A 26,004-nucleotide genomic window follows, 5' to 3' on the forward strand; every position below is an offset into this window, starting at 1 on the left:
CGACGCCGAAGGGCGGCACGACCATCGGCCGTGCCGCCCTTCAGGCGCTCAGATCAGCTGCAGCCGCTCGTCGAGCCGCAGCCCTCGCAGATGTAGCAGGAACCCGCCCGCTGCATCTTCGTGCCGCAGGAGAAGCAGAGCGGGGCGTCCGCCTGGATGCCCAGCTGCATCTCCACCAGCTCGGCGCTGGTGTGCGCCTGCTTCGGGGCCGGCTCGGCCGTCACGGCCTCGGCCTTGGGGGTCGCGACCGCCTTCAACTCCTGGGCGCGCGGCGCCGACTGGGCCAGGCCCTCGACGTCGACCTCGTCCTCGGAGGGCTCGTAGGAGCCGGTCTCCAAGTGGCGCTGACGCTCCTCGGCGGAGTGGATGCCGAGCGCGGAGCGCGTCTCGAAGGGCAGGAAGTCCAGCGCGAGACGGCGGAAGATGTAGTCGACGATCGACTGCGCCATCCGCACGTCCGGGTCGTCCGTCATACCGGCCGGCTCGAACCGCATGTTCGTGAACTTCGAGACGTAGGTCTCCAGCGGCACGCCGTACTGCAGGCCCACCGAGACGGCGATGGAGAAGGCGTCCATCATGCCCGCGAGGGTCGAGCCCTGCTTGGACATCTTCAGGAAGACCTCGCCCAGACCGTCGTCCGGGTAGGAGTTGGCCGTCATGTAGCCCTCGGCACCGCCGACGGTGAAGGAGGTGGTGATGCCGGGACGACCCTTCGGGAGGCGCTTGCGCACCGGACGGTACTCGACGACCTTCTCGACCTTGGGCTCGACGGCGGCGGGCTCCTCGGTCTTCTCCTGCGCGGTCTCCTTCTTCTTGGCGGAGAGCGGCTGGCCGACCTTGCAGTTGTCGCGGTAGATCGCGAGCGCCTTGATGCCCAGCTTCCAGGCCTCGAAGTAGATCTCCTCGACCTCCTCGACGGTCGCCGTCTCCGGCATGTTGACCGTCTTGGAGATGGCGCCGGAGATCCACGGCTGGATCGCGGCCATCATCCGGACGTGGCCCATCGGGGAGATGGCGCGCTCGCCCATGGCGCAGTCGAAGACCTCGTAGTGCTCGTGCTTGAGGCCCGGCGCGTCGATCACATTGCCGTGCTCGGCGATGTGGGCGACGATCGCCTCGATCTGCTCCTCCTGGTAGCCGAGGCGGCGCAGCGCCTGCGGCACGGTGCCGTTGACGATCTGCATCGAGCCGCCGCCGACCAGCTTCTTGAACTTGACCAGCGCCAGGTCCGGCTCGACACCGGTGGTGTCGCAGGACATCGCGAGACCGATGGTGCCGGTCGGCGCGAGGACGGACGCCTGGGAGTTGCGGAAGCCGTTCTTCTCGCCGAGCCGGAGCACGTCCTGCCAGGCCTCCGTGGCGGCGGCCCACACCGAGGTGTCCAGGTCGTCCATGCGGACGGCCGTGGCGTTGGCGTCGGCGTGCTGCTTCATGACGCGCAGGTGCGGCTGCTCGTTGCGGGCGTAGCCGTCGTACGGGCCGACGACCGCGGCGAGTTCGGCGGAGCGCTTGTACGCCGTGCCGGTCATCAGGGAGGTGATGGCGCCGGCCAGGGCGCGGCCGCCGTCGGAGTCGTACGCGTGGCCGGTCGCCATGAGGAGGGCGCCGAGGTTGGCGTAGCCGATGCCGAGCTGGCGGAAGGCGCGGGTGTTCTCGCCGATCTTCTGGGTCGGGAAGTCCGCGAAGCAGATCGAGATGTCCATCGCGGTGATGACCAGCTCGACGACCTTGGCGAAGCGCTCGACCTCGAAGGACTGGCTGCCCTTGCCGTCGTCCTTCAGGAACTTCATCAGGTTCAGCGAGGCGAGGTTGCAGGACGTGTTGTCCAGGTGCATGTACTCGCTGCACGGGTTCGAACCGTTGATCCGGCCGGACTCCGGGCACGTGTGCCAGTGGTTGATCGTGTCGTCGTACTGGATGCCCGGGTCGGCGCAGGCCCAGGCGGCCTCGGCCATCTTGCGGAACAGCGTCTTGGCGTCGACCTCCTCGATGACCTCACCGGTCATACGGGCACGCAGGCCGAACTGGCCGCCGCTCTCGACGGCCTTCATGAAGGTGTCGTTGACGCGGACCGAGTTGTTGGCGTTCTGGTACTGGACGGAGGTGATGTCGTCTCCGCCGAGGTCCATGTCGAAGCCCGCGTCGCGGAGGGCGCGGATCTTCTCCTCCTCCTTGACCTTGGTCTCGATGAAGTCCTCGACGTCCGGGTGGTCGACGTCCAGGATGACCATCTTCGCGGCGCGGCGGGTGGCACCGCCGGACTTGATCGTTCCTGCGGAGGCGTCGGCGCCGCGCATGAAGGAGACCGGGCCGGAGGCGTTGCCGCCGGAGGAGAGCAGTTCCTTGGAGGAACGGATCCGGGAGAGGTTCAGGCCGGCGCCGGAGCCGCCCTTGAAGATCATGCCCTCTTCCTTGTACCAGTCGAGGATCGACTCCATGGAGTCGTCGACGGACAGGATGAAGCAGGCGGAGACCTGCTGGGGCTGGGGGGTGCCGACGTTGAACCAGACAGGGCTGTTGAAGCTGAAGATCTGGTGCAGGAGGGCGTACGCCAGTTCGTGCTCGAAGATCTCCGCGTCGGCGGGCGAGGCGAAGTACTTGTAGTCCTCACCGGCCTTCCGGTACGTCTTCACGATGCGGTCGATCAGCTGCTTGAGGCTGGTCTCGCGCTGCGGGGTGCCGACGGCACCGCGGAAGTACTTGCTGGTGACGATGTTGACCGCGTTCACCGACCAGAAGTCGGGGAACTCGACGCCACGCTGCTCGAAGTTGACCGAGCCGTCGCGCCAGTTGGTCATGACGACGTCACGGCGCGCCCACTCGACCTCGTCGTACGGGTGCACGCCGGGGGTGGTGTGGATGCGCTCGATACGCAGTCCCTTGGTGACCTTGGCGCCCTTCGCTCGGGAACCTCGTGCCGGACCGCTCGCCGTCTCTGTCATGCCGCCTCCCTATACCGGGCAAAACGCCCTGAAGTGCCCATTTTCTTCCCGGGCACGGTGTTGTGTCTGCTTGTCACGCACGTCGCACGCGGGCGCGCGTGACGGGTCTGTGTGCGCCGCCGACGGGGCCGGTATCCACCGGCCCTCCCGTCAGTCGGCGGCGATGGCGGGCACGGGGACGTCGGCCGTCCCTCCGGACCCGCGGTCGGTTCCTCGGCGCTCCGCGACAGGGTTCTCGTGGCCGTCACCCACGGCGGGGCGCTCCCGCTGCTGCTCCCTGAGTTCCGTGATGGCGGCCTCGAAGTCCTCCAGCGAGTCGAACGCCCGGTAGACGCTCGCGAACCGCAGGTAGGCGACGAGGTCGAGCTCCTGCAAGGGTCCGAGTATGGCCAGCCCCACGTCGTGGGTGGTCAGCTCGGCACTCCCGGTGGCCCGCACCGCTTCCTCGACCCGCTGGCCGAGCTGGGCCAGGGCGTCCTCGGTGACAGGCCGCCCCTGGCACGCCTTGCGCACGCCGTTGATGACCTTGGTGCGGCTGAAGGGCTCGGTGACTCCGGACCGCTTCACCACCATGAGCGAGCACGTCTCCACGGTCGTGAAACGACGGGAGCAGTCGGGGCACTGGCGGCGCCTGCGGATGGACGTGCCGTCATCGGTCGTACGACTGTCGACGACGCGGCTGTCGGGGTGCCTGCAGAAGGGGCAGTGCATGGCTCCAACCCTCCTTTTCAGCACGACTCATTGACCTCGCAGGCCTCACGGGCCCCTCGAAGCAGCCCCAAGCATAGGCGATCGCCCGAGGCCCGAAGACCGGGGGGACCACAACTTCTGGGCCACTGTCGCAATCCAACCACTACATGTAGCGATCAGCTCGCACATTTGGCGGCGACACGCCCTCCAGGGGCGGATTGGCACATGCCACAGGACCACGCCGGATCAGGCCATGCGTGGATACGGTGGACGCCACATGGAGAAGAGGGGCCGGTACACGGCGGACGGGGTGCCGGGTGGCAGACTGGGCACCTGCCCGCGGCGGCCCACAAGGTCTTCGCTCCGGCGGTGAAGAGTACAGCAATGAGCGCTTTTGCCCTCTCCGCACTCCTGGCTCGACCCCGAACCGGGAGACCCCGGGGAGCGGCATAGGCCATACACCGCGAGACCCGATCACGTCAGGTAATTCGCCGTTTTTCACTCGAACGTGTGTTTGGCGCAACCTTTCGAAAGCAACTACCGTTGTGCTGCACGGGAGACCATCGAGAGGGGCCGACGTGACCACCACCGCAGACAGTGCCACCATCACTGGCCAGGACCGCTCCCAGGGCCGACTCGAGCCGGTGCACGCCATGAACGAAGCCACGAACCCAGAGGGGCCCAAGAGGTCTCTACCCGGCCGGCCTCCAGGCATCCGGGCCGACAGCTCCGGACTGACCGACCGACAACGCCGGGTGATCGAGGTCATCCGGGATTCCGTGCAGCGGCGCGGTTACCCGCCGTCGATGCGTGAGATCGGCCAGGCCGTGGGCCTCTCCAGCACCTCTTCGGTGGCACATCAGCTGATGGCTCTGGAGCGCAAGGGCTTCCTGCGCCGCGACCCGCACCGCCCGCGCGCGTACGAGGTGCGCGGCTCCGACCAGTCATCCTCCGTGCAGCCCACCGACACCGCGGGCAAGCCCGCCGCGTCCTACGTCCCGCTGGTCGGCCGTATCGCCGCCGGCGGCCCCATCCTCGCCGAGGAGTCCGTGGAGGATGTCTTCCCGCTCCCGCGGCAGCTCGTGGGCGACGGTGAGCTGTTCGTCCTGAAGGTCGTCGGCGACTCCATGATCGAGGCCGCGATCTGCGACGGCGACTGGGTCACGGTCCGCCGCCAGCCCGTCGCCGAGAACGGCGACATCGTCGCGGCCATGCTCGACGGCGAGGCCACGGTCAAGCGCTTCAAGCGCGAGGACGGCCATGTCTGGCTCCTCCCCCACAACTCCGCCTACCAGCCGATCCCGGGCGACGAGGCGACGATCCTCGGCAAGGTGGTGGCGGTGCTGCGGCGCGTGTGACACCGTCGCGGCGGGCGGCCCCTTTCGGACGCCCCCATGATCCGGGCCCCGGGACCCCTGCGCCGGTTCCGGGGCCCTGTGCTGTCCGGGGACCCCTGCGCCTGGCCGACACACGGACCGATGCGGACCGGGCTTGCTCGCCGAACCGCACCGGCCCGATGTCACGCGTCCTGTGCCTTTGCCGCCGCGTCGATCGCCGCCAGCGATCTGCGCACCTGGTTACGGTCCGTCGTGTACCAGAAGTCGGGAAGTGACGTTTTCAGGAAGCCGCCGTAGCGGGCCGTGGCGAGCCGCTGGTCCAGCACGGCGACCACCCCGCGGTCCCCGGTGGCCCGTACGAGGCGGCCGGCGCCCTGCGCCATCAGCAGCGCGGCGTGCGTCGCGGCCACGGCCATGAAGCCGTTGCCCCCGTCGTCCTCCACCGACTTCTGGCGAGCGCTCATCAGCGGGTCGTCGGGGCGGGGGAAGGGGATCTTGTCCATGACGACCAGCTGACAGCTGGGTCCGGGGACGTCGACCCCCTGCCAGAGCGAGAGCGTGCCGAACAGGGAGGTCTTCGGGTCGGCCGCGAAGTTCTTGATCAGCTCGCCGAGCGTCTCCTCGCCCTGGAGGAGGATCGGGAACTCCGGGATGCGGGTGCGCAGGTCCTCGGCGGCGAGCTGGGCGGCCCGCATCGACGAGAACAGGCCCAGCGTGCGGCCGCCCGCCGACTGGACCAGCTCCGTCAGCTCGTCCAGCATGTCCGCGCGGTCGCCGTCCCGCGCGGGACGTGACAGATGCTTCGCGACATACAGGATGCCCTGCTTCCGATAGTCGAAGGGCGAGCCGACGTCGATGCCCTTCCACTTCGGCAGGTCCTCCCCCTCCGTGCCCTCGGGAGCGAGGCCCAGGGAGCCCGCCACCCCGTTGAAGTCGCCGCCCAGCTTCAACGTGGCGGAGGCCAGGATCACCGAGCGGTCCGCGAAGAGCTTCTCCCTGAGGAGCCCCGACACCTTCAGCGGGGCGACCCGAATGGACGCGCCGAAGCGGTCATGGCGCTCGTACCAGACGACGTCCCACTCGGAGCCGTTGGTGATCCGCTCCGCCACCTCGTGCACGGTCTCCACCGAGGCCAGCGCCTGCTTGCGGACAGCGTCCTCGTCCTGGACCGATCGGTCGCGGGTGTTGCCGAGCGCCGAGATCACCGTACGGGCGGCGTCGCGCAACGCCATCAGGGCGTATCCGAGGTCCTCCGGGATCTCCTCCAGACGGCCCGGCAGCGCCAGCTCCATCAACCGCTCGAAGCCCTCGGCGGCGGTCTGGAGCTGGTCCGCGGCTTTCTCGTCGACGAGCCTGGCGGCGCGGCGCACCGCGCGGTTGACCTGGCCGGGGGTGAGTTCACCGGTGGCGACACCCGTGACCCGGGAGACCAGTTCATGGGCCTCGTCGACGATCAGCACCTCGTGCTGCGGGAGGACCGGCGCGCCCTCGATGGCGTCGATCGCGAGCAGCGCATGGTTCGTGACGACCACCTCGGCGAGCTTGGCGCGCTCACGGGCCGTCTCGGCGAAGCACTCGGCTCCGTAGGCGCACTTCGAGGCGCCGAGGCACTCCCGGGACGACACCGACACCTGGGCCCAGGCGCGGTCGGAGACTCCCGGGGTGAGGTCGTCGCGGTCGCCGCTCTCCGTCTCCTGGGACCAGTCGCGCAGCCGCAGCAGGTCCTGGCCCAGCTTGCTGCTGGGCGCGGCGGCCTCGAACTGGTCGAAGAGGCCCTCCTCCTCGTCCTGGGGCACGCCCTCGTGCAGTCGGTGCAGGCACAGGTAGTTCGACCGGCCCTTGAGCATCGCGAACTCCGGGCGGCGGCGCAGCAGCGGATGCAGCGCCTCCACCGTGCGCGGCAGGTCTCGCTCGACCAGCTGACGCTGCAGCGCAAGGGTGGCGGTCGCCACCACGACAGGCTCCCCGTGCGCGAGCGCGGGCACCAGATAGCCGAGCGACTTGCCCGTACCGGTGCCGGCCTGGACCAGCAGATGGGTGCCGTCGTCGATGGCCTCCTCGACGGCTTGGGCCATGGTCACCTGGCCGGGGCGCTCCGTGCCGCCGACGGCTGCGACGGCTGCATGCAGGAGTTCGGGGAGTGAGGGCTTCGTCATAGCCCGACCACCCTACGGCCCCGCACTGACAAGAGGGGGATCGAGGACGCGGCGCACGGGGCGTCCATGGGTGGTGCGGGGGTTCGCGATGGTTCGGTGAGCCACGCGGGACAGGCGCTCGGAACGGTCCGAGCGGGACGAGCGGGCGGACTCGGCACAAAAACTCCTCGGCTCGGAACTCACGCAGAGCGAGGCTCGTTACGCAAAGTGACAGAGCAGCTACAGCAGATCGCGCAGGATCCGGTCCCGGACCATGAGGGCGGCCCGTTTGTCGGGCAGGTCGACCTCGGCGGACAACCGGAAGCCGGCGCTCAGGAAGGCGGCGATGGAGGGTGTGTTGCGCAGGTCGGGTTCGGCGACGACACGGGCACAGGCAGGGCGCCGGTCGAGGACGAGATCGGCGACGGCGCGCAGCAGGGTGGAGCCGAGGCCGCGCCCTCGGGCGGCCACCTCCCCGATCAGGAGGTGGATGCCGGTGTCGTGGGGGCGGGCGGGATAGTGCCGGGCCAGGGGGTCGAGGTCGGCGCGGTAGATCTCCCAGTAGCTCATCGGCGTGCCGTCCAGTAGGCCCAGGCAGGGCACGCTGCGTCCGTCACCCGCGAGCTGGGCGCGCAGGTGCCGCTCGGTCACCGCTTCGTCTCCCGCCAGTTGCCAGAAGACCGCGGCGGTGGGGTCGTTCATCCAGCGCGTGAGAAGGGGGAGATCACGGTCGAGACGGACGGGAAGGAGGTGGAAGACACCGGCCGGGGTGGTCGTCGGGCCCCAGTCGGCGAGGCGGCCGAGAAGGTCGTCGTCCTGGGGGACGGCGAGGGGGGCGTGGGGTGCGGCGGGCGCCTCTCCCGGGTCCTTGGCCGATGTGGGCACGGCTGGGCCGCCACGGCTCGTCTTCTCCTTCGCGCACAGCGCCATGAACCCGTCGGGGAGCCGGAGGTCGAGGGTGTCCTCGCTGTCGAAGCCGGAGCCCGGGCCCGGCTTGGGGACCGGGACGGTTTCGGCGCGAGACGCGGGGCTCATGGCGGTGTGGGGCCTCCTTGGCGCGGAGGCGGTGCCGGCGTCGGTGCTGGCGTCGGTGGCAGACACGACGACGCTCCTCTCAGAAGACGGGGTGGGGCATGTTCCTCAGGAGTGAAGGGGGTTGGTGAGGGTGACGTAGACGGACTGGGTGTCGACCGGGCCGACGAGTTCGTCGAGGCCGTGCAGCCGGGTCAGCAGGTTGGCCTTGCACCGCAGGACGGGTGAGTCGAGCAGGCGGGCGGGCAGGGACGAGCGCAGTCGGCCGGGGCCGGCGGCCGCCCCGGCGAGGAAGCGGCGGAACGCGGCGAGCAACAGCGTCTCGTCGACGAGACGCTGGGAGCCGAACGCACCGATGAGACCGAGCACATTGTTGATGCCGAGGTAGTAGGCGAAGCGTTCGTCGGTGACCTCGTCGGAGACGAACGTGTCGCTGTACTCGCCGATGCCGGGCAGCCGGGCTTCCAGTTCGGTGCGACGGGACGCGCGGAAGTAGTAGCCCTGGTTGTCCCGGTAGCGGCCCCCCACGGGCCAGCCCTCGGAGTCCAGCAGGAGCACGGTGTTCTGCTGGTGCGCTTCGAGAGCGACACCGGCTTCGCCGTCCAGCCAGAGGACCGGACGCACGACGAGTGCGAGGTAGCGCAGGAACCACTCGATGGCGACGGCACCGAGCGGGCGTCCGGTACGCGCGGCGAGGCGTGCGGTGATCGCCGCCAGCCGGGAGGACGGAGCGGGGTGCTGCTCCGTGGCGGTCCGGGCATGGCATCCGGGTGCGACGAGTCCGGCGACGCAGGCCGCACGGTCCGCCGGGGTGAACGGGTTGTGGCGGATCATCACGTCCAGGCCGGTCACGGGGGTGCCGTCCATGGCGTCGACGGCGAGCCAGGCGGGGTCGCGGACGATGTCGAAGCCGGGGTGGGCGGACCGCCACTGCTTGCCGAGGCCGCTGCGCAGCAGGCGGTGCACCTCGACGCCCCGGTGGAGTTCCTTGCGGAGGTTCTCCCGGCGGGAGTTGGTGATGCGCAGGCCCAGCGACAGCTTGAGCATCGCGGGGGTGCCGGAGCGGTAGACGGTGCGGACGGAGGAGGTGGGGTGCCAGGGTTCGCCGTGCGGGCCGAGGTCCCGGAGCAGTCCGGCGTCCAGCAGGGCCCTGACCGCGGGGCGATGCAGGACATCGCGGGCCTGCCAGGGGTGCAGCGGCAGGGCGGCGAAGCCTTCGGGCAGGCGGAGACCCGGACCGGCGAGGCGTTCGGTCAGCTGGGTGGCGGGTACGGATCGGCCGCGTTCCGTCCAGGCCGATTCGGTGGCGAGAAGGGAGGGTGCGATCGCGAACCAGTGCAGCGGGAAGGTGCCGCGCAGTTCGGGCGAGCAGAGCCGGGCCTCGGCGTCGGACAGGCCCTCGCGGCTCTTGGCCGTGGGGTGCATCGGGTGCCCGAGCAGCAGCGCCTGCTCGGCGGAGAGAAAGAAGTCGGCCGCGTCCGCCGGTCGAGCCCGGTGCTCCGCGATGAAGGCCGCGGTGCGGTGCGCGGAGTCGGCTACCCGGCGCACCAGGTCGGCGGTGTGATCGGGGGCGGGGGGCTGCGCATGCTGGGGGGCGGTGTCTCGTGCGGAGTACTGAGCAGGCTGTGCGGTCGTCTCGCGTGCCAGCAGTGCCGCTACGGTCGCGGCGTCGGCGGGCGGTGCCCCCTCGGGTGCGTTCGCCAGGCGGGGTGGGCCGAGGCGGTGCCAGCCGGTCGCGGACCAGTAGCGGACCGGGACGTGGAGGGCGGTGGCGCTGGCGGGCAGCGGGATCCGGAGGGTGGCATCGGCGGGAGCGGCAAGGTCTGTCTCGCGTACCCAGCAGCGCAGCAGGTTCTCGACGGTCGCGGCCTGGGCCGCCCTGTGCGGGTCGGGGTGCTCCAAGGGGTCGGGGTGCTTCAGGGGGTCGGGGTGCTCGGGCGGGTCTGCGGTGACGACACGCGACTCCCTGGCCACGGAGACGCGACCGCTGTCGGGCAGCGGGGCTGGGACCGCGGCCTGGGGGGTTGCCGCGGCTGCTTCCGGAACCGCCGGTTTCTGTCGGGGGAAGGCGGCCGGGCCCAGCGGGGTATCGGGGGGCTCGGTGCGGCTGGTCAGCGGCTCGGGAGGGGGCGGGGCGGCGTTGGAGGCGGGTGTGACGTTCAAGGGCGTTCCTGGGGTCGTTCGAGCCCGTGCGGCGACGGGCCGCGGGTGAGTGCCGAGGAGGGCGGGGGCCGGGGGCGGGGAGTCGTGGGCGCTCTCGTGCCGGTCTCCGGGTGCGGCGTGGAGGGTCACGGCCGGGCGATGCGGGCAGGCTCCCTGGCGACCGCGGCCACCGCGTCGGCGAACCGGTCCAGGACCGCGTTCGTCTGCTCGTCGCTGATCGTCAGGGGTGGGAGCAGCCGGACCACGCTCGCGTGCCGCCCGCCCAGCTCGACGATCAGGCCGCGCCGCAGGCACTCCCGCCGGACGGCGGCAGCCAGGGCGGGAGCGGCGTCCGGAGGGTCGGGTGGCCTGTGTCCGGGTGCGGGGTCGGGGTCGGGGTCGACCAGTTCGATGCCGATCATCAGCCCCCGGCCGCGTACGTCTCCGATGCAGGGGAACTCCGCTGCCAGCGCACGCAGTCGGGCGAGCAGGCGGGTGCCGAGCGAGGCTGCGCGTTCGGCAAGGCGGTTCTCCCGGACGTAGGCGAGGGTCGCGGCGCCGGCTGCCATCGCCAGCTGGTTGCCGCGGAACGTGCCGGCGTGGGCACCGGGTTGCCACACGTCGAGGTCGTCGCGGTAGACGACGACGGCGAGCGGCAGGCTGCCCCCGATCGCCTTGGAGAGGACCATCACGTCCGGGACCACCCCGCTGTGCTCGACCGCCCAGAACCGCCCGGTGCGCCCCACGCCCGTCTGCACCTCGTCCGCGATCAACGGGATCGACCGGGTCTCGGTGATCTGCCGCATACGACGCATCCAGGCGTCCGGCGCGGGATTCACCCCGCCCTCGCCCTGGACGGGTTCGAGGATCATCCCGGCGGGCTGCGGTACGCCCGACTTGGTGTCGTCGAGGACGGACTCGGTCCAGCGGGCGGCGAGTTCGGCGCCGCGCTCACCGCCGACGCCGAACGGGCAGCGGTAGTTCTGCGGATACGGCAGGCGCGTCACCCGGACGTCGGTCGCGCCTCCGGAGGCCTCCAGTGCTCCCGCGGTCATCCCGTGGTACGCCCCGGTGAAGGCGAGGATCCCGCTCCGGCCGGTGGCGATGCGCACCAGTTTGAGCGCGGCCTCCACGGCGTCCGTCCCGGCCGGACCGCAGAACTGCACCCGCGCGCGGTCGGCGAAGGCCGGCGGGAGCGTATGGAACAGCTCGGTGATGAAGGCGTCCTTGACGGGCGTGGCCAGGTCCAGCACATGCAGCGGTGCCCCGGAGTCGAGGACCTTGCGGATGGCCTCCAGGACGACGGGATGGTTGTGCCCGAGGGCGAGTGTGCCCGCGCCCGAGAGGCAGTCGAGGTAGCGGCGCCCGTCGGCGCCCTCGATAGTGAGCCCGCGCGCCCGCACCGGCACGATCGGCAGGGCGCGCGCATAGGTGCGCGCCGCCGATTCGCGCGCCGACTGCCGGCGCAGAATCCCCTCGTGCGCCGAGCGCGCTCTCCCGGCGGCTGAAGCCCCGTCTCGCGCCGGTTGTTGCTCCTCCGCTCCCCCCTCCGCTCCGCCCTCCACCGGCACCACCGCAGTCTCCGACACGGTCACGACGTCAGTTCCTCCACTGTTCAGAGGGGGCGGGGTGAGGGCTCCGGCGCGCATGGCAGGTCACCCCGTACGTATCAACGACGTGAACGGCCTGTGGAAGCGGGTGGTCACAAGATCCTTACGGGGTGTCCGCCGACGCGGACGTCCGGCACCGGGACCGCCTGGCGAGAACGAGCCCCATAGCCCGCATGGGCCACCAGGCGCGCGTTCCCCGGTTTCGGGCGGCATGGTGTTGGTTGCGGGCTTCGGTCGGCTGCTCCCCTGTACCGCGCGCCCCACAGGGTGCGGCCGGGAAGGAGCGTCCATCGGCACGGCAAGCCCCTACGGCTGGGAGGACGCATGCGGGAGAGACTGCTGAGCAGGATCGAGGACGAGCTGTTGCGCCTGCGTCACGACGTGTCGCACACCGCGAAGGACCGTTCGACACCGGTCGGTTTCGGCCTGGACAGTGCGCTGGTCAGCGGTTTCGTCACCGGCACCCTCACCCCGCAGCAGGAGACGGAACTGGCTCGGCAGGTGGCGAGCCTGTTGCCCTACCACTGGGCGCAGTCCAACACGTACGCGGAGGCGATGTCGCAGGTCTCCGACCATCTCGGCGGTCAGCGCGAGCTGGCGGTCTGGCTGGACCGCTTCCCCGGTCTGCCCCGGCTGGCGGCTCGGTTGTATGTGTTCATGGGGCTGCTCGACCAGCTCAGCGAGAACTCCGCCGTGGTCGACGCGTTGCGTGAGTTCCGGCAGCGGACGCCCTACCCGACGGGCCTGCGGGGTTACCTGGTCCCGGAGACCGACGACGAGACCGTCGCCGGCATCGCCTTCCGGATCGAGGAACTCCTCAGTGACGGGGAGCGGGACAAGGCCGTCGAGCTCGCGCTCGCCATGGCGGAGTGCCTCCGGCAGGTCGCGCCGCGCGCCAAGGAGACCGATCCCGGTCTGGACGACCTGGGCGAGCTGATGGACCACAGCGCCAAGGACCTTCGGGAAGCGGCCGCCGAACAGGGGTGAGGCGTTCGGCCGAACGAGGCGATCCGGATCTTCACCCTGACCGCGGGTCGCCCCCGCCGCCCCTTCAGGTGGCGGGGGCGATGGTGACCTTGACGTGCTTCATGAGCGGCTGGTCGCTCTGGGCGCTGTAGTCGCAGATCGCGAGCAGCACGTTCATCTCCGGCATGTAGCCGGCCGCGCAGCCGCGGGGGATGTCGTAGGGAATGGCGAGGAAGCCGTCGAGGTGACGGTGGCTGCCGTCCTTGGCCGTGCTGGTGATGTCGACCGGATCGAACTCGGCGATGCCGCGCTCCCGCATGTCGTCCTTGTTCATGAAGACGAGCGTGCGCAGGTTCTTGATGCCGCGGTAGCGGTCGTTGTCGGAGTAGATGGTGGTGTTCCACTGGTCGTGGGAGCGCATGGTGCCCAGCGCCAGGGTGCCGGGGGCGGGGATCACGTCGGGCAGGGGCGCGCTGGAGAACTCGGCGCGGCCCGACGGGGTCAGGAAGACCAGTTCGCGGGCGGGCTGCTTGATCCGGAAGCCGAGCGGCAGCCGCACCCTGCGGTTGAAGTCCTCGAACCCGTCCAGGACCTGGGCCATGGTGTCGCGGATACGGTCGTAGTCCTCGATGTACCACTCCCAGGGAGTGCGGCTGTCCGGCAGGGCGGCGCGGGCCATCCCGGCGATGATGGCCGGCTCGGACAGCAGGTGCCGCGAGGCGGGCCGCTTCATACCGAGGGACAGATGGACCATGCTCATCGAGTCCTCGACCGAGGAGCTCTGGATGCCGTGGCGCTGATGGTCCTTTTCGGTGCGGCCCAGACACGGCAAGATGAGCGCGCGCCGGCCGTGGACGAGATGGCTGCGGTTGAGCTTGGTGCTCACCTGGACGGTGAGGTCGCACTGGCGCAACGCCTCGTAGGTGTACGGGGTGTCGGGCGCGGCGAGGGCGAAGTTGCCGCCCATGCCGACGAAGACCTTCACGTCGCCGCGGTGCATCGCCTGGATGGTGCCGACGGTGTCCAGGCCGTGCTCATGCGGCGGGTCGATCTTGCAGAACTCCGCGAGACGCTCCAGGAAGTCCTCGGTGGGCCGGTGGTCGATGCCGCAGGTCCGGTTGCCCTGGACGTTGCTGTGCCCGCGCACGGGGGACGGTCCCGCTCCCTCGCGCCCCAGATTGCCGCGCAGCAGCAGGAGGTTGACGATCTCCCGGACGGTGTCGACGCCGTGTTCGTGCTGGCTGACGCCCAGGCACCAGCTGACGATGGTCCGGTCGGCGTCCCGGTACACACGCGCCGCCTTGAGGATCTCGTCGCGGTCGACCCCGGACTGGTGCTCGATCTCGTCCCAGGGGGTGTCCTCGCACAGAGCCCGGTACTCGTCGAAGCCCGAGGTGTGGCGGTCGACGAACTCCTGGTCCAGCGCCTTGGGGTCGGTCTTGGCCTGTTCCAGGACCGCTTTGGCGACGCCGCGTATGAGGGCCATGTCGCCGCCGATCCGCGGTTGCAGATTCAGGGTGCTGGTCCGCGTCGCCTTGAAGAGGGCCATGTCCGTGAAGTCGTGCGGCACGATGGTGCGCGTGGCGGCCGCCTCGACCAGCGGGTTGATGTGCACGATCTGGGCGCCACGGTGGTACGCCTCGGCCAGGGCCGTGAGCATCCTGGGCGCGTTGGAGGCGGCGTTGACGCCCATGATGAACAGGGCGTCGGTGGTCTCCCAGTCCTTGAGGTCGACGGTCCCCTTGCCGGTCCCCAGCGATGCGTCCAGCGCGCGGCCGCTGGCCTCATGGCACATGTTGGAGCAGTCCGGCAGGTTGTTCGTACCGAGTTCGCGGGCCATCAACTGGTAGAGGAAGGTGGCCTCGTTGCCGAGGCGGCCGGAGGTGTAGAACGACGCCTGATGGGGGCTGTCCAGCTCGCGCAGGGTGCGGCCCGCCAGCCCGAACGCGTCGTGCCAGCTGATCGGGACGTAGTGGTCCGACTCCGGGTCGTAGACCATCGGTTCGGTCAGCCGGCCCTGGTCCTCCAGGGCGTAGTCGCTCCAGTCGTAGAGCTCCGTGACCGAATGGGCCGCGAAGAAGTCGCGGCCGACCCGCTTGGGGGTCATCTCCCAGGTGACGTGCTTGATGCCGTTCTCGCAGATGTCCAGGTGCAGGCCTTTGGTGTCGTCGGGCCAGGCGCATCCGGGGCAGTCGAAGCCGTCGTTCTCGTGGTTCATACGCATGATCGCCCGTGGTCCGTCCACGAGGGCACGTTCGCGTACGAGCACCCGGCTCACGCTCTTGGCCGCACCCCAGCCCGCGGCGGGATGGTGGTAGGGGTGGAAGAACGGTTCACCTGTGGGTTCGGGCCCCACTCGGGGCTCGAGTCCGTCCTGGTGGTCATGCGAGGCGTTCAAGGAACTCACCCCTTCGCCCGTTCCGGGCATGGGCCGGTATCGGCACTTCTTCTCAGGCTAGGCCGGGGGATCAGATGGTGCCACGCGACGGGTGGCGGCCCCCGGGACGCCCCCGCGTCGCGGCTCGCCCGTGTCCGCGCGCACCGCACAAAGCCACTGGATTCGACGCGACACCGGCCCTAAATACGACTGATATGATGCACAATGCCCTGTTTGGGACCCTCCCTCTGCTACCCCCGAGGAGCAGGCATGCCCAGCGAACCAGCGCCGATCAGCGACGCCGCCCGCCACGCCCTGGAACATGAGCTTGCCGACCTGCGCGCCGAACGCACGATGGTCGCCGCGACGCTACGGGACTCCGACGCGGCGGTGGGCGACCGCGCCGACGAAGCCGACGAGTTGCAGCGCGCCGGTGATCTGCAGCGTCTGGACGCCCGGATCTCGATGATCACGACAAGGCTCCGAGAGGCGGAAACGGCAGGCCCGCCGCCCACCGACCTGGTCGGTGTGGGCAGCACGGTCACCGTGCGATTCCCCGACGGCTCGATGGAGACTCTCCAGATCGGCGAGACGGCCGAGGAGTTGGACCCGACGCTGGTCACGGCCGACAGCCCGCTCGGGCGCGCCCTCCTCGGCCACCACGCGGGCGACACGGTCAGCTACGACGCGCCCGGGGGACAGGCGACCGCAGTGGTGGTGTCCCTGGGCTAGTGCCGCGACCGCGGCGGCACTGAGGCCCGCACGCGCGGCAGACGACGGCGGCCCGGCTCGACTCGGTGATCGCGACCCCGACGAGAGCAGGGGGTATACACCCGACATGCGGATTGTGCGCCGCTTCGCCCTTCCCGAGCCTCGGCAAGGCCGGCGGCGCTGGCTCGCCGGCGCACCCCACGCGCTCTCACCGCGCGGTGCGCTGACGCTGCACGAGGTGGACGGGGCGTTTGTGTTCGCCCTGCGGGCCGCCCTGGCCATGGGGCTCCTCGCGGTGCCGATCACGCAGGCAGGACGGCCCGACCTCGCCGTCTACGCCATGCTGGGCTCCTTCACCACCACCTTCGGCCGCAATCTGCCCTACGCGCGCCGGGCCCGCGTCCTGGCCGTGGTGGCCGTGGCCATGACGGTGCTGGTGGGCTGCGGTGCGGCCCTCGCCGCGTGGGCGCGGCCGTCGGCCGGAGGTGCCGGTACCGCGGCGGTGGTCGCGGCGACGGCCCTGGTCGCGGGAGCGGCGAAATTCGTCTGTGACGCGAAGCGGCTGAGCGGGCTGGGCGCGGTGCTGCTGCTGTTCTCGTTCGCGGTGGCGGCCAACGACTCGACCCGGAGCGCCGATGTGCTCCCGTACACCGCTCTCGCGGCGGCGGGAGCGGCCCTGGCCTGGCTGCTGGGCGTATCGGGCCGACTGGTGCATCCGGACCGGCCGCAGCGTCTCGCGGTGGCCACCGCACTGCGCAGACTCTCCGAACTCCTGGAGGCGTCCGCTGCCGGGGAGGTGCCCCGGCAGCCGCGGCACCGGGCGACCGTCGCCGTCCTCCACGCGTACCAGTGCCTCGGAGTCGCGCCGCCCGCGGGCGCCGGGAGGTCGGAACCCGGTCGCGACGCGGCCTTCGTCCAGCTGACCGATCTGTCCTGGACCCTGTTGATCGGCTCGGCGGCGCACTCCCCCGCCGACCCGGCCGGCACGGCGCACCACCTGCGCCGGCAGGCTCGTCTGCTGACCGACCGACGGCGCCGAGATCCCCTCGTGCTCAGCGAGCTGTGCCCTGGGGCATCAGGCGGCCCGGATGCGCCCGGAGTGTCAGGAGAGCGCCGAGACGCCGCGGGGGTCGTGCGCCCGGCCGCGGCGGTCACGGCGCAGGGCGGTCCGGCCGCGCGCCGTGCCACCGAACTGCTGATGGGACGGCACAGGGGCACCGGTCGCCTCGCCGTCCTGGCCGTTCCCGCCGTGCGGATGGCATTGGGCACCGGAGCGGCGGGAGGGATCGCGGCCTTTCTGGGCCTGGAGCGCGGCTACTGGGCGGCGATCTCGGCGGCCGCCGTGCTGCACTCGGTCAACCTCCGCACCACGACCCAGCGTGCCGTTCAGCGGACCCTCGGCACGGTCGTCGGGCTGGTGCTCGCGTTCGGAGCCCTCGCCGCGCACCTGGAACCCGTGGCGCTCGCGATGCTGATCGTGATCCTTGAGTTCCTGCTGGAGTACGTCGTGGCCCGCAACTACGGCCTCGGCGTCGTCTTCCTCACGCCGTTGGCACTGCTGCTGAGCGATCTGGCGGCGCCCGCCCCGACCGGACAACTGGTCCTCGACCGGGTGCTGGGCAGCATCGTGGGCATCGCCGTGGCGGTGCTGTGTGCGCTGCTCGTGGTCCACGACCAGGCCGCGATCCGGGTGGAGCGGGCGCTGGCCGCGTGCCAGGAGGCCGCGGAGCGGGCCGAACGGGCGCTGGACCACGTCACCGGAGCGCCGCCCGCGTTCATCCAGGTGCATCTGGCGATAGCGGTTGTGGAACTGTGCGAGGCCGACGACGCCGCGGCCGGTGAGCTGTGGCCGGCCGGGATCGACCCGGCGCTGCTCGTGGCCACCGAACAGCGCGCCTACCGTCTGCTCGCACAGCTGCACCGCCATCGCCCCTGAGAGCTCCGGACACCATGGTCGCCGGGCTCAGCGTCGACTGCCTCACGTCGACAGCTGGGCCAGGAATTCTTGTGAAGTGATGGCGGCCCCGTCCTCGGTCTTCACGACGGGGATCACCTGGTCGTCGTACCAGACCACCGGCGTTCCCACCACGCCGAAGGAGGGGAAGCTGCCGACCGCTTCTCCGGCCCAGGTCAGATAGGTGTCGTCGGTGACCTTGTGGTCGAAGTCGGGGGACCTCAGTCCGTCGACCTCGCTCGCCAGCGACAGCAGTACGGACGGGTCGGAGAAGCGGTCGTTTCCGGGCGGGAACGGCTGCGCCGCGAACAACGCGGCCAGGTACTCGATGAATTGCCGTTGCCCCACGTCGCTCGCCGCGCCGAGTGCGCTCAGACCGCGCCGGGAGCCGCTGCCGCCGACCGTGTCGTCCATGGTCGCCGCGAAATGGAACTTCACGACGAACCTGTTGTCGTCGGCGGCCTGGCGGATGGTGCCGAGGAGGCTCTCCGCCATGCGGTGACTGCCCCGGTCGCGCAGTTCGAGGAACACCTGAAGGGCGTGACCGTTGTCCAGGTTTCCGTAGTACACCGTGGCGCCGTCGGCACCCGTCGTGTTCGCCGGAGTCATAACACGAGGCTGCCACACCAGGACAAATGACACGACTGGACCGCAGAGTGCTGCGCTCCGTGCGCTCTGCGGTCCACAGCTGCGGTTCATGCTTCGCCGCGGTTCATGGTCCACGACCACGCACCGGGCGGCCGGACACACCCGTGCGGCAGTTGCCGGAACCGGCCGAGGCCGCTTGTAGCCGAACCGTTGCCGTTCCATGGATTGCCGTCCACAGCCGGCCCATAGTGTGGGAGGCCGTTCAGCACTGCTCGTGTCAGGGGGAGTTCAGACCATGCGACGCATACGCCCGCCCTTCACCGTGCGCAGGGAAGGGAGCGTGCCCGCCAGAACGTCCCGGGGGCTGACGGCAGTCGGCCTCGCCGCGGCGCTGGCGCTGACCGCGACCGCGTGCGACTCCGGTGACGGTGCCCGGGCGAGCGGCGAGGCGAGCGCGTCCGCGTCCTCCGCCGACGACGGAAAGATCAAGATCCCGGACGACATCAAGCGGAAGCTCAAGGAGCACGGGATCGATGTCGACAAGTGGAAGAACGGCGCCTGGAAGAACTGGAAGAAGGACGACTGGCTGCGCGAGGCCGACGACTTCATCAACCCCGTGATCAAGGGCCTGTGGAACCCGGAGCGGATGCGCAAGGCCAATGACCCCGACAAGGTCGTGGGCGTCGACGACCTCTCGGGCGACCAGGGCGTCACCGACCCGACGCCCGCGCCGGTTCCCGCGCAGGCCGTACCGGCCGCGTACCACGAGCACGCGCCCACGGCGGGCAAGGTGTTCTTCGACTCCCCCAAGGGCACGATGGTCTGCTCGGCGACGGTCGTGCAGGACCCGGCGCACCCCGGCAAGTCCAACCTCGTGTGGACGGCGGGCCACTGTGTGCACGCCGGCAAGCAGGGCGGCTGGTACCGCAACATCGCGTTCGTGCCCGCGTACAACAACTCCGGGTTGACGGCGGCCCGGATGGCGAGTGCCACACGGCAGCAGATCGCCCCGTACGGCGTCTGGTGGGGCGACTGGGCGCAGACGTCGCAGCAGTGGATCGAGCAGGGCGGCGAGACCGGCGGCCAGGGCGCGTCGTACGACTTCGCCGTCATCCATGTGACGCCGGAGGCGGGCAACGGCGGGAAGTCACTGGAGGAGACCGTCGGTTCGGCGCTCCCGGTGAACTTCAGCGCGCCGGCCGTGCCGAAGGTCGACAGCATCACGGCGGCCGGCTACCCGGCGGCGGCGCCGTACGACGGCCAGAAGCTGTACCAGTGCCAGGACAAGCCGGGCCGGCTCTCGCTGCTGCGCACGGACCCGACGATGTACCGCATCGGCTGCACCATGACGGGCGGTGCGTCCGGCGGCGGCTGGGTGGAGCGGGACGCGAGCGGCAAGCCCGCGCTGGTCTCCAACACCTCGATCGGCCCGGTGTCCTCGGGCTGGCTGGCCGGACCACGGCTGGGTCAGGTGGCCAAGGGCGTCTACGACTCGGTCAGCGAGAAGTTCGCCGGCCGGTGACGGGACGCGGCGGCCCGCGCCCGGACGTGCCCGGGCCTACGCCGGCTAGGCGCCGGGACGGCCCGTACGGCGACCGGTGACGGAACGCCCATGGACACGCGAAGGCCCGCTCCCTCTCGGGGGAGCGGGCCTTGTCGCTCGGGGGTCAGAGCGCGGGAGCCGGGACGTACGGCGCCAGGTCCGCCGCCAGTTCCTCGTGCACCCGCACCTTGAGCAGCGTGCCCTCCGGGGTGTGCTCCTCGGAGATCACCTCGCCCTCGGCGTGGGCCCGCGCGACCAGACGGCCCTCGGTGTAGGGCACGACCGCCTCGACCTCGACCGCCGGCCTGGGCAACTCGTTGTCGATGAGCGCGCGCAGTTCCTCGATGCCCCGGCCGGTGCGCGCCGAGATCGCGATCGCGTGCTTCTCGACCCGCAGCAGCCGCTGGAGCACCAGCGGGTCGGCCGCGTCCGCCTTGTTGATCACGACGATCTCGGGCACGTCCGTGGCACCGACCTCACGGATCACCTCGCGCACGGTGGCCAGCTGCTCCTCCGGGTCCGGGTGGGAGCCGTCCACCACGTGCAGGATGAGATCGGAGTCGCCGACCTCCTCCATGGTGGAACGGAACGCCTCGACCAGGTCGTGCGGCAGATGCCGGACGAAGCCGACCGTGTCGGCCAGGGTGTACAGCCGCCCGCTCGGGGTCTCCGCCCGGCGCACGGTGGGGTCGAGGGTCGCGAACAGTGCGTTCTCGACCAGGACGCCCGCGCCCGTGAGGCGGTTGAGCAGGGAGGACTTTCCGGCGTTGGTGTAGCCCGCGATGGCGACCGAGGGCACCTTGTGGCGCCTGCGCTCCTTGCGCTTGATCTCGCGGCCGGTCTTCATGTCCGCGATCTCCCGGCGCATCTTCGCCATCTTCTCGCGGATCCGCCGCCGATCCGTCTCGATCTTGGTCTCACCGGGACCACGGGTCGCCAGGCCGCCGCTGCCGCCGCCCATCTGCCGGGACAGCGACTGACCCCAGCCGCGCAGCCTCGGCAGCATGTACTGCATCTGGGCGAGGGCGACCTGCGCCTTGCCCTCCCGGGACTTGGCGTGCTGGGCGAAGATGTCCAGGATCAGGGCCGTACGGTCGATGACCTTGACCTTGACGACGTCCTCGAGGTGGATCAGCTGGCCGGGGCTCAGCTCACCGTCGCAGATGACGGTGTCCGCACCCGTCTCCACGACGACGTCCCGCAGCTCCTCGGCCTTGCCGGAGCCGATATAAGTGGCCGCGTCGGGCTTGTCGCGGCGCTGGGTGACACCGTCCAGCACGAGCGCGCCGGCGGTCTCCGCGAGGGCCGCCAGCTCGGCCAGCGAGTTCTCCGCGTCCTGCGCGGTCCCCGAGGTCCACACCCCGACGAGCACGACGCGCTCCAGGCGCAGCTGTCGGTACTCGACCTCGGTGACGTCCTCGAGCTCGGTGGACAGGCCCGCGACCCGGCGCAGGGCCGCGCGCTCGGAGCGGTCGAACTGGTCGCCGTCCCGCTCTCCGTCGATCTCGTGGCTCCAGGCGACGTCCTCTTCCATCAGGGCATCGGCCCGAAGACCCTCGGGGTGGGTGTGCGCGAAGCGCTTGGTGTCCTGGGAAGGGGAAGAGGAGGAGGTCATTGGGTCCTTACGTCGTTGGGGAATCCGTTTGCGGCGTCGGTGGGGGCCGTCTCGGCCACACCACTCGCACAGGTCACAACGCTCGGGCTGCCCGGGAGATTCCCGTCGCCCGGCCCGGGGCCGCGCCGCCGACCCGTCGATGGTCGCACGGCACGGCCCGTCCCGTCATCCGAGTTGTCGTCCCGCCCCGGGGCTCAGACGGGGTTGCTCTTCCAGTCCGGGTGGCCCGGCATCGGCGGGGTCTTCCTGCCGTACAGCCAGCCCTGGAAGAACGCGCTCAGATCGCGCCCCGCCTCGCGGGAGGCCAGCTGCTCGAAGTCGGCCGTGGTCGACGTGCCGTCCCGGTGCAGGGCGGCCCAGGACCGCTCCAGGCGCCCGAAGGCGGGGCGCCCGATCTCCTGGCGGAGCGCGTACAGCACGAGCGCGGCGCCGTCGTAGACGCTCGGCCGGAAGATGGCGATCTTCTGGCCCTGCCGGGGCGGCTGGGGGGCCGCGGGCGGGCCTCCGGTGGCGCGCCAGCGGTCGGAGAGGGCGTAGGCCGCCTTCATACGGTCCTCCATCGGCCGGTGCGCGGTCTCCTCCGCGTACAGGGACTCGTACCAGGTGGCGTGCCCCTCGTTGAGCCACAGGTCGGACCAGGTGCGCGGGCTGATGCTGTCACCGAACCACTGGTGGGACAGCTCGTGCACCATGATCGACTCCACGTACCACTGGGGGTAGGCGGGGTTGCCGAAGACGTCCTTCTCGAAGAGGGAGAGCGTCTGGGTCTCGAGTTCGAAGCCGGTGCGCGCCCGGGCGATCAGCAGCCCGTAGGTCTCGAAGGGGTACGGGCCGACCTTCTGCTCCATCCAGGCGATCTGGGCGGGGGTCTTCGCCAGCCAGGGTTCGAGCTGCGCCGCGTCCTGGGCGGGGACGACGTCACGCAGCGGCAGTCCGTGCGGGCCGCGGCGCTGGAGCACGGTGGTGCGGCCGATGGAGACCTGGGCGAGTTCGGTGGCCATGGGGTGCTGGGTGCGGTAGCTCCAGGTCGTGGCGTCGCCGCTGGGCCGGGTGTCCACCGGGAGTCCGTTGGCCACGGCCCGGTAGCCGGCCGGCGCGGTCACGTGGAAGGTGAACAGCGCCTTGTCGGAGGGGTGGTCGTTGCAGGGGAAGACCAGATGGGCGGCGTCGGCCTGGTTGGCCATCACGAGCCCGTCGTCGGTCTGCACCCAGCCGCCCTCCCGGCCCTTCTCGGACACCGGGTCGCTGGTGTGCCGCACGGTGATGATCAGCGCGCCGCCCTTGGGGAGCGGGGCGGCCGGTGTGATCACCAGGTCCTCTCCCGCGGTGGTGAAGCCCGCGGGCGCCCCGTTGACGTCGACGGACGCCACCGTGCCGTGCGCGAAGTCCAGATTGACGCTCTCCAGACGCTGGGTGGCGCGCGCACGGATCTTGGTGACGGCGGTGAGCGGCTTGCTGTTGCTGCCGGGATAGGTGAAGGAGAGGTCGTACGACAGGACGTCGTAGCCGGGGTTGCCGAGCGTCGGGTAGAGCCGGTCGCCGATGCCCAGGGGCGCGGCGGGCGTGGGGGCGCCCGCCGCGATCAGACAGCCGGAGACGACACAGGCGAGCAGGGCCGCCCGGGCACGCCGGGCACGAGGGATGGCGGAACGGGGGGTGTGCGGCATGGACCACGGCTACCAGCGCGCGTGCATCACGCGGTGACGACGCGCGCCGGGCCCACCCGAACGGGTTCAGTTCCGGGCCCCGAGAGCCCCGGCCGCCGCCTGGAGGGGGATGGCCGGGGAGCGGACGTACGGCTGCTCAGCGGGCGGCCGCCGCGGCGTTGTGGGCCCGGCTGACGTCGTACACACCGGGCACGTTCCGCATGGCGCGCATGAGGGCCGGAAGATGTGCCGCGTCCGGGAGTTGCAACGTGTAGGTGTGGCGCACCCGCTGCTGGCTGGGCGGCTCGACGGTGGCGGAGACGATGGCCACGCCCTCCAGGGCGATGGCCTCGGTGAGGTCCGCGAGGAGGTGCGGGCGCCCGAACGACTCGGCGACGAGGGTGACCCGGCAGTCGGTGGTGTCGCCCCAGCGCACGCCGATCTCCGGGCGCCCGGTGCTCTTCATGCGCGCCGCTCCGGCGCACTCGACGCGATGCACGGTCACCGCACCTCCGCGAACGGCGAAGCCGGTGACCTCGTCGGGCGGCACGGGCGTACAGCAGCCGGCGAGCCGTACCGAGGCGCCGGGGAGGTCGACGACCGCGTTGGCGGCGCGTGCGCCGGGCGCGTCCGCCATGGGGCGCGCGGGAGGCGCGGGTGGGCGTGAGGGCGGTGCGGTGGGGCGTGCGGCGGTGTCAGGCGCGGAGGTGTGCGCGCCTGCGCCGTCCGCAGCGGCCTCGGCGCCGTGGCGCGCGGCGCCCGGTGCCGACGTGCCGCCGGACGGGTCCCCCGGCGCGGGATGCGCCGCCAGCCGGCGCTGGATGGCGATCCGCGCGGCGGGGGTGTGCGCGTGTTCCAGCCACTCTCTGGAGGGCTCGGAGGCCGGGTCCTGGCCCATGAGGAGCTGCACCGTGTCGCCGTCCTGCAGAACGGTGCCCAGCGTCGCGAGCCGTCCGTTGACGCGGGCACCGATACAGGCGTGCGCGTCCTCCCCGTACTGCGCGTAGGCGGCGTCCACACAACTCGCGCCCTCGGGGAGCCCCAGGGCGCCCCCGTCGGGGCGGAAGACGGTGATCTCCCGGTCCTGGGCGAGGTCCTCGCGCAGGGTGGACCAGAAGGTGTCGGTGTCCGGGGCGGCCTCCTGCCAGGTCAGTAGGCGCGAGAGCCAGCCGGGGCGGGTGGGGTCGACGCGCTCGCCGTCGGACGGGTCGTCGGGGGCGGGGGCGTAGGGGTTGCCGAGGGCGATCACGCCCGCCTCCGCCACCTTGTGCATCTGGTGGGTGCGGATGAGGACCTCGGCGATCTCGCCGTCCTCGCGCGCGACCGCGGTGTGCAGCGACTGGTACAGGTTGAACTTGGGGACGGCGATGAAGTCCTTGAACTCCGAGACCACCGGCGTCATACAGGTGTGCAGCTCGCCGAGGACCCCGTAGCAGTCGGCGTCCTCGTTCACCAGGACCAGGAGCCGGCCGAAGTCCGCGCCGCGCAGCCGGCCCCGCTTGCGGGAGATGCGGTGCACGGAGACGAAGTGCCGTGGCCTGATGAGGACTTCGGCCTGGATATCCGCCTCGCGCAGGACCGTGCGCACCTGTTCGGCCATGCCGGCGAGCGGGTCGTCCCCGTGCGCCGCGCTCTCGACGATCAGCTCCCGGGTGTGCTCGTACTCCTCGGGATGCAGGATCGCGAAGACGAGGTCCTCCAGCTCGGTCTTGAGCGCCTGGACGCCGAGGCGTTCGGCGAGCGGGATGAGCACGTCCCGGGTGACCTTGGCGATCCGCGCCTGCTTCTCCGGGCGCATCACGCCAAGGGTGCGCATGTTGTGCAGGCGGTCGGCGAGTTTGATCGACATCACGCGGACGTCGCTGCCGGTCGCGACGAGCATCTTGCGGAAGGTCTCGGGTTCGGCGGCGGCGCCGTAGTCGACCTTCTCCAGCTTGGTGACGCCGTCGACGAGGTAGCGCACCTCCTCGCCGAACTGCTCGCGCACCTGGTCGAGTGTCACGTCCGTGTCCTCGACCGTGTCGTGGAGCAGGGATGCGGTCAAGGTGGTGGTCTCGGCCCCGAGTTCGGCGAGGATCAGGGTCACGGCGAGGGGGTGCGTGATGTATGGCTCGCCACTCTTGCGCATCTGTCCGCGGTGTGAGGATTCGGCCAACAGATAGGCGCGGCGCAGTGGTTCGAGGTCGGCGTCGGGGTGGTGGGCGCGGTGCGCCTCGGCGACATGGCCGATCGCGTCGGGCAGCCGGTCGCGGGTGGCGGGGCCGAGCAGGGCGGCGCGCCCCAGGCGGCGCAGGTCGATCCGGGCGCGGCTCTTCCTGCGGTGCGTCCCCGGTGTGGCAGGGGCGGGGGTGGCAGGGTTCGTGGCCTCCGCACTCATGGGGCACCTCCGGCTCGTGGACCGGCGGACGGAGTGCCTCTTGGCATACGCGGCGCAGGGGATGGCGACGGTCCCCCGTCCGGGCCGGTGCTTGATGCTATCGAGCCCACCACGCCCGCCCGACCGGCTCTCGCCGAGCGTGAACCGGATCACCCATTCGAGCGACGATTCAGGGGTTTACGGCTTTCGGCCATAGGTCAAGACGCCGACCATCGATTCGAGCAGACCCGGCCGCCCCGGGCTGCGGATCGGAGCGCCCTGAGGGAGCCGGGCTGCGATCCGGAGCCCCTCGGAGGAGCGGCCCGGGGATGTTTTCCGGCCACCCCTCTGTGCCGAGTG

16 protein-coding genes are annotated in these 26,004 nt (G+C 71.0%); 5 read left to right on the plus strand and 11 right to left on the minus strand.

Going from position 1 to position 26,004, the window contains the following annotated elements:
• Positions 1 to 53: 53 nt before the first annotated feature.
• Both AB0L95_RS03690 and nrdR read right to left on the minus strand, forming a co-directional pair.
• Positions 54 to 2,942 (minus strand): vitamin B12-dependent ribonucleotide reductase, encoded by a 2,889-nt coding sequence (locus tag AB0L95_RS03690; protein ID WP_365156244.1) that lies wholly within the window; start codon positions 2,940 to 2,942, stop codon positions 54 to 56.
• A 150-nt stretch (positions 2,943 to 3,092) separates the two neighbouring features.
• Positions 3,093 to 3,653, minus strand: a complete 561-nt coding sequence (gene nrdR / locus AB0L95_RS03695) for a transcriptional regulator NrdR (protein ID WP_365156247.1) — start codon at positions 3,651 to 3,653, stop codon at positions 3,093 to 3,095.
• A gap of 557 nt (positions 3,654 to 4,210) precedes the next feature.
• Here nrdR and lexA point away from each other — a divergent pair.
• Positions 4,211 to 4,990 carry a transcriptional repressor LexA gene (lexA, locus tag AB0L95_RS03700; protein WP_365156250.1) on the plus strand — a complete coding sequence of 260 codons (780 nt, stop codon included), beginning with the start codon at positions 4,211 to 4,213 and terminating at the stop codon, positions 4,988 to 4,990.
• 161 nt (positions 4,991 to 5,151) lie between these two features.
• Here the strand turns inward: lexA and AB0L95_RS03705 are convergent, their stop codons facing one another.
• The 4 genes from AB0L95_RS03705 to AB0L95_RS03720 form a co-directional block, all read right to left on the minus strand.
• Complete coding sequence (locus AB0L95_RS03705) at positions 5,152 to 7,125, minus strand: ATP-dependent DNA helicase (protein WP_365156253.1); 1,974 nt, start codon at positions 7,123 to 7,125, stop codon at positions 5,152 to 5,154.
• Positions 7,126 to 7,344: 219 nt separating this feature from the next.
• Positions 7,345 to 8,139: a GNAT family N-acetyltransferase gene (locus AB0L95_RS03710; protein ID WP_365156256.1), complete on the minus strand. Its 795-nt coding sequence runs from the start codon at positions 8,137 to 8,139 to the stop codon at positions 7,345 to 7,347.
• A 105-nt stretch (positions 8,140 to 8,244) separates the two neighbouring features.
• Positions 8,245 to 10,056 carry an IucA/IucC family protein gene (locus AB0L95_RS03715; protein WP_365156514.1) on the minus strand — a complete coding sequence of 604 codons (1,812 nt, stop codon included), beginning with the start codon at positions 10,054 to 10,056 and terminating at the stop codon, positions 8,245 to 8,247.
• A 368-nt stretch (positions 10,057 to 10,424) separates the two neighbouring features.
• Positions 10,425 to 11,750: a diaminobutyrate--2-oxoglutarate transaminase family protein gene (locus AB0L95_RS03720; RefSeq protein ID WP_365156517.1), complete on the minus strand. Its 1,326-nt coding sequence runs from the start codon at positions 11,748 to 11,750 to the stop codon at positions 10,425 to 10,427.
• A 462-nt stretch (positions 11,751 to 12,212) separates the two neighbouring features.
• On the opposite strand from AB0L95_RS03720, the gene AB0L95_RS03725 reads away from it, so the two are divergent.
• Positions 12,213 to 12,875 carry a hypothetical protein gene (locus tag AB0L95_RS03725; RefSeq protein ID WP_365156259.1) on the plus strand — a complete coding sequence of 221 codons (663 nt, stop codon included), beginning with the start codon at positions 12,213 to 12,215 and terminating at the stop codon, positions 12,873 to 12,875.
• A gap of 64 nt (positions 12,876 to 12,939) precedes the next feature.
• Here AB0L95_RS03725 and AB0L95_RS03730 read toward each other — a convergent pair whose 3' ends face one another.
• Positions 12,940 to 15,282 carry an FdhF/YdeP family oxidoreductase gene (locus AB0L95_RS03730; protein ID WP_365156262.1) on the minus strand — a complete coding sequence of 781 codons (2,343 nt, stop codon included), beginning with the start codon at positions 15,280 to 15,282 and terminating at the stop codon, positions 12,940 to 12,942.
• A gap of 219 nt (positions 15,283 to 15,501) precedes the next feature.
• On the opposite strand from AB0L95_RS03730, the gene AB0L95_RS03735 reads away from it, so the two are divergent.
• Both AB0L95_RS03735 and AB0L95_RS03740 read left to right on the plus strand, forming a co-directional pair.
• Positions 15,502 to 15,963, plus strand: a complete 462-nt coding sequence (locus AB0L95_RS03735; protein WP_365156265.1) for a GreA/GreB family elongation factor — start codon at positions 15,502 to 15,504, stop codon at positions 15,961 to 15,963.
• 106 nt (positions 15,964 to 16,069) lie between these two features.
• A complete protein-coding gene (locus AB0L95_RS03740; protein WP_365156268.1) occupies positions 16,070 to 17,878 on the plus strand; it encodes an FUSC family protein in 1,809 nt (602 codons plus the stop codon).
• Between the two features lie 42 nt (positions 17,879 to 17,920).
• On the opposite strand, the gene AB0L95_RS03745 is transcribed toward AB0L95_RS03740, so the two are convergent.
• The gene (locus AB0L95_RS03745) at positions 17,921 to 18,505 is read right to left on the minus strand and encodes a hypothetical protein (protein ID WP_365156271.1); all 585 of its coding nucleotides are present in this window, start codon (positions 18,503 to 18,505) and stop codon (positions 17,921 to 17,923) included.
• Between the two features lie 274 nt (positions 18,506 to 18,779).
• Here AB0L95_RS03745 and AB0L95_RS03750 point away from each other — a divergent pair, with 274 nt between their 5' ends.
• Entirely contained in the window at positions 18,780 to 20,006 is a 1,227-nt protein-coding gene (locus tag AB0L95_RS03750) for a hypothetical protein (protein WP_365156274.1), read from the plus strand.
• 145 nt (positions 20,007 to 20,151) lie between these two features.
• Here the strand turns inward: AB0L95_RS03750 and hflX are convergent, their stop codons facing one another.
• The 3 genes from hflX to AB0L95_RS03765 all read right to left on the minus strand — a co-directional run bounded on the left by hflX (position 20,152) and on the right by AB0L95_RS03765 (position 25,665).
• A complete protein-coding gene (gene hflX, locus AB0L95_RS03755; RefSeq protein ID WP_365156277.1) occupies positions 20,152 to 21,642 on the minus strand; it encodes a GTPase HflX in 1,491 nt (496 codons plus the stop codon).
• Positions 21,643 to 21,836: 194 nt separating this feature from the next.
• Complete coding sequence (locus tag AB0L95_RS03760) at positions 21,837 to 23,309, minus strand: M1 family metallopeptidase (protein ID WP_365156279.1); 1,473 nt, start codon at positions 23,307 to 23,309, stop codon at positions 21,837 to 21,839.
• Positions 23,310 to 23,445: 136 nt separating this feature from the next.
• The gene (locus tag AB0L95_RS03765; protein ID WP_365156282.1) at positions 23,446 to 25,665 is read right to left on the minus strand and encodes an HD domain-containing protein; all 2,220 of its coding nucleotides are present in this window, start codon (positions 25,663 to 25,665) and stop codon (positions 23,446 to 23,448) included.
• Positions 25,666 to 26,004 lie beyond the last annotated feature (339 nt).

Source organism: Streptomyces sp. NPDC052036 (assembly GCF_040680495.1).
Classification (GTDB): Bacteria; Actinomycetota; Actinomycetes; order Streptomycetales; family Streptomycetaceae; genus Streptomyces.

Coding starts and splice junctions, on each gene's coding strand:
- AB0L95_RS03690 (WP_365156244.1), bottom strand. CDS start 2,942: ATGACAGAGACGGCGAGCGGTCCGGCACGAGGTTCCCGAGCGAAGGGC.
- AB0L95_RS03750 (WP_365156274.1), top strand. CDS start 18,780: ATGCGACGCATACGCCCGCCCTTCACCGTGCGCAGGGAAGGGAGCGTG.
- AB0L95_RS03730 (WP_365156262.1), bottom strand. CDS start 15,282: ATGCCCGGAACGGGCGAAGGGGTGAGTTCCTTGAACGCCTCGCATGAC.
- AB0L95_RS03760 (WP_365156279.1), bottom strand. CDS start 23,309: ATGCCGCACACCCCCCGTTCCGCCATCCCTCGTGCCCGGCGTGCCCGG.
- AB0L95_RS03710 (WP_365156256.1), bottom strand. CDS start 8,139: ATGAGCCCCGCGTCTCGCGCCGAAACCGTCCCGGTCCCCAAGCCGGGC.
- hflX (WP_365156277.1), bottom strand. CDS start 21,642: ATGACCTCCTCCTCTTCCCCTTCCCAGGACACCAAGCGCTTCGCGCAC.
- nrdR (WP_365156247.1), bottom strand. CDS start 3,653: ATGCACTGCCCCTTCTGCAGGCACCCCGACAGCCGCGTCGTCGACAGT.
- AB0L95_RS03705 (WP_365156253.1), bottom strand. CDS start 7,125: ATGACGAAGCCCTCACTCCCCGAACTCCTGCATGCAGCCGTCGCAGCC.
- AB0L95_RS03740 (WP_365156268.1), top strand. CDS start 16,070: ATGCGGATTGTGCGCCGCTTCGCCCTTCCCGAGCCTCGGCAAGGCCGG.
- AB0L95_RS03725 (WP_365156259.1), top strand. CDS start 12,213: ATGCGGGAGAGACTGCTGAGCAGGATCGAGGACGAGCTGTTGCGCCTG.
- AB0L95_RS03745 (WP_365156271.1), bottom strand. CDS start 18,505: ATGACTCCGGCGAACACGACGGGTGCCGACGGCGCCACGGTGTACTAC.
- AB0L95_RS03735 (WP_365156265.1), top strand. CDS start 15,502: ATGCCCAGCGAACCAGCGCCGATCAGCGACGCCGCCCGCCACGCCCTG.
- AB0L95_RS03765 (WP_365156282.1), bottom strand. CDS start 25,665: ATGAGTGCGGAGGCCACGAACCCTGCCACCCCCGCCCCTGCCACACCG.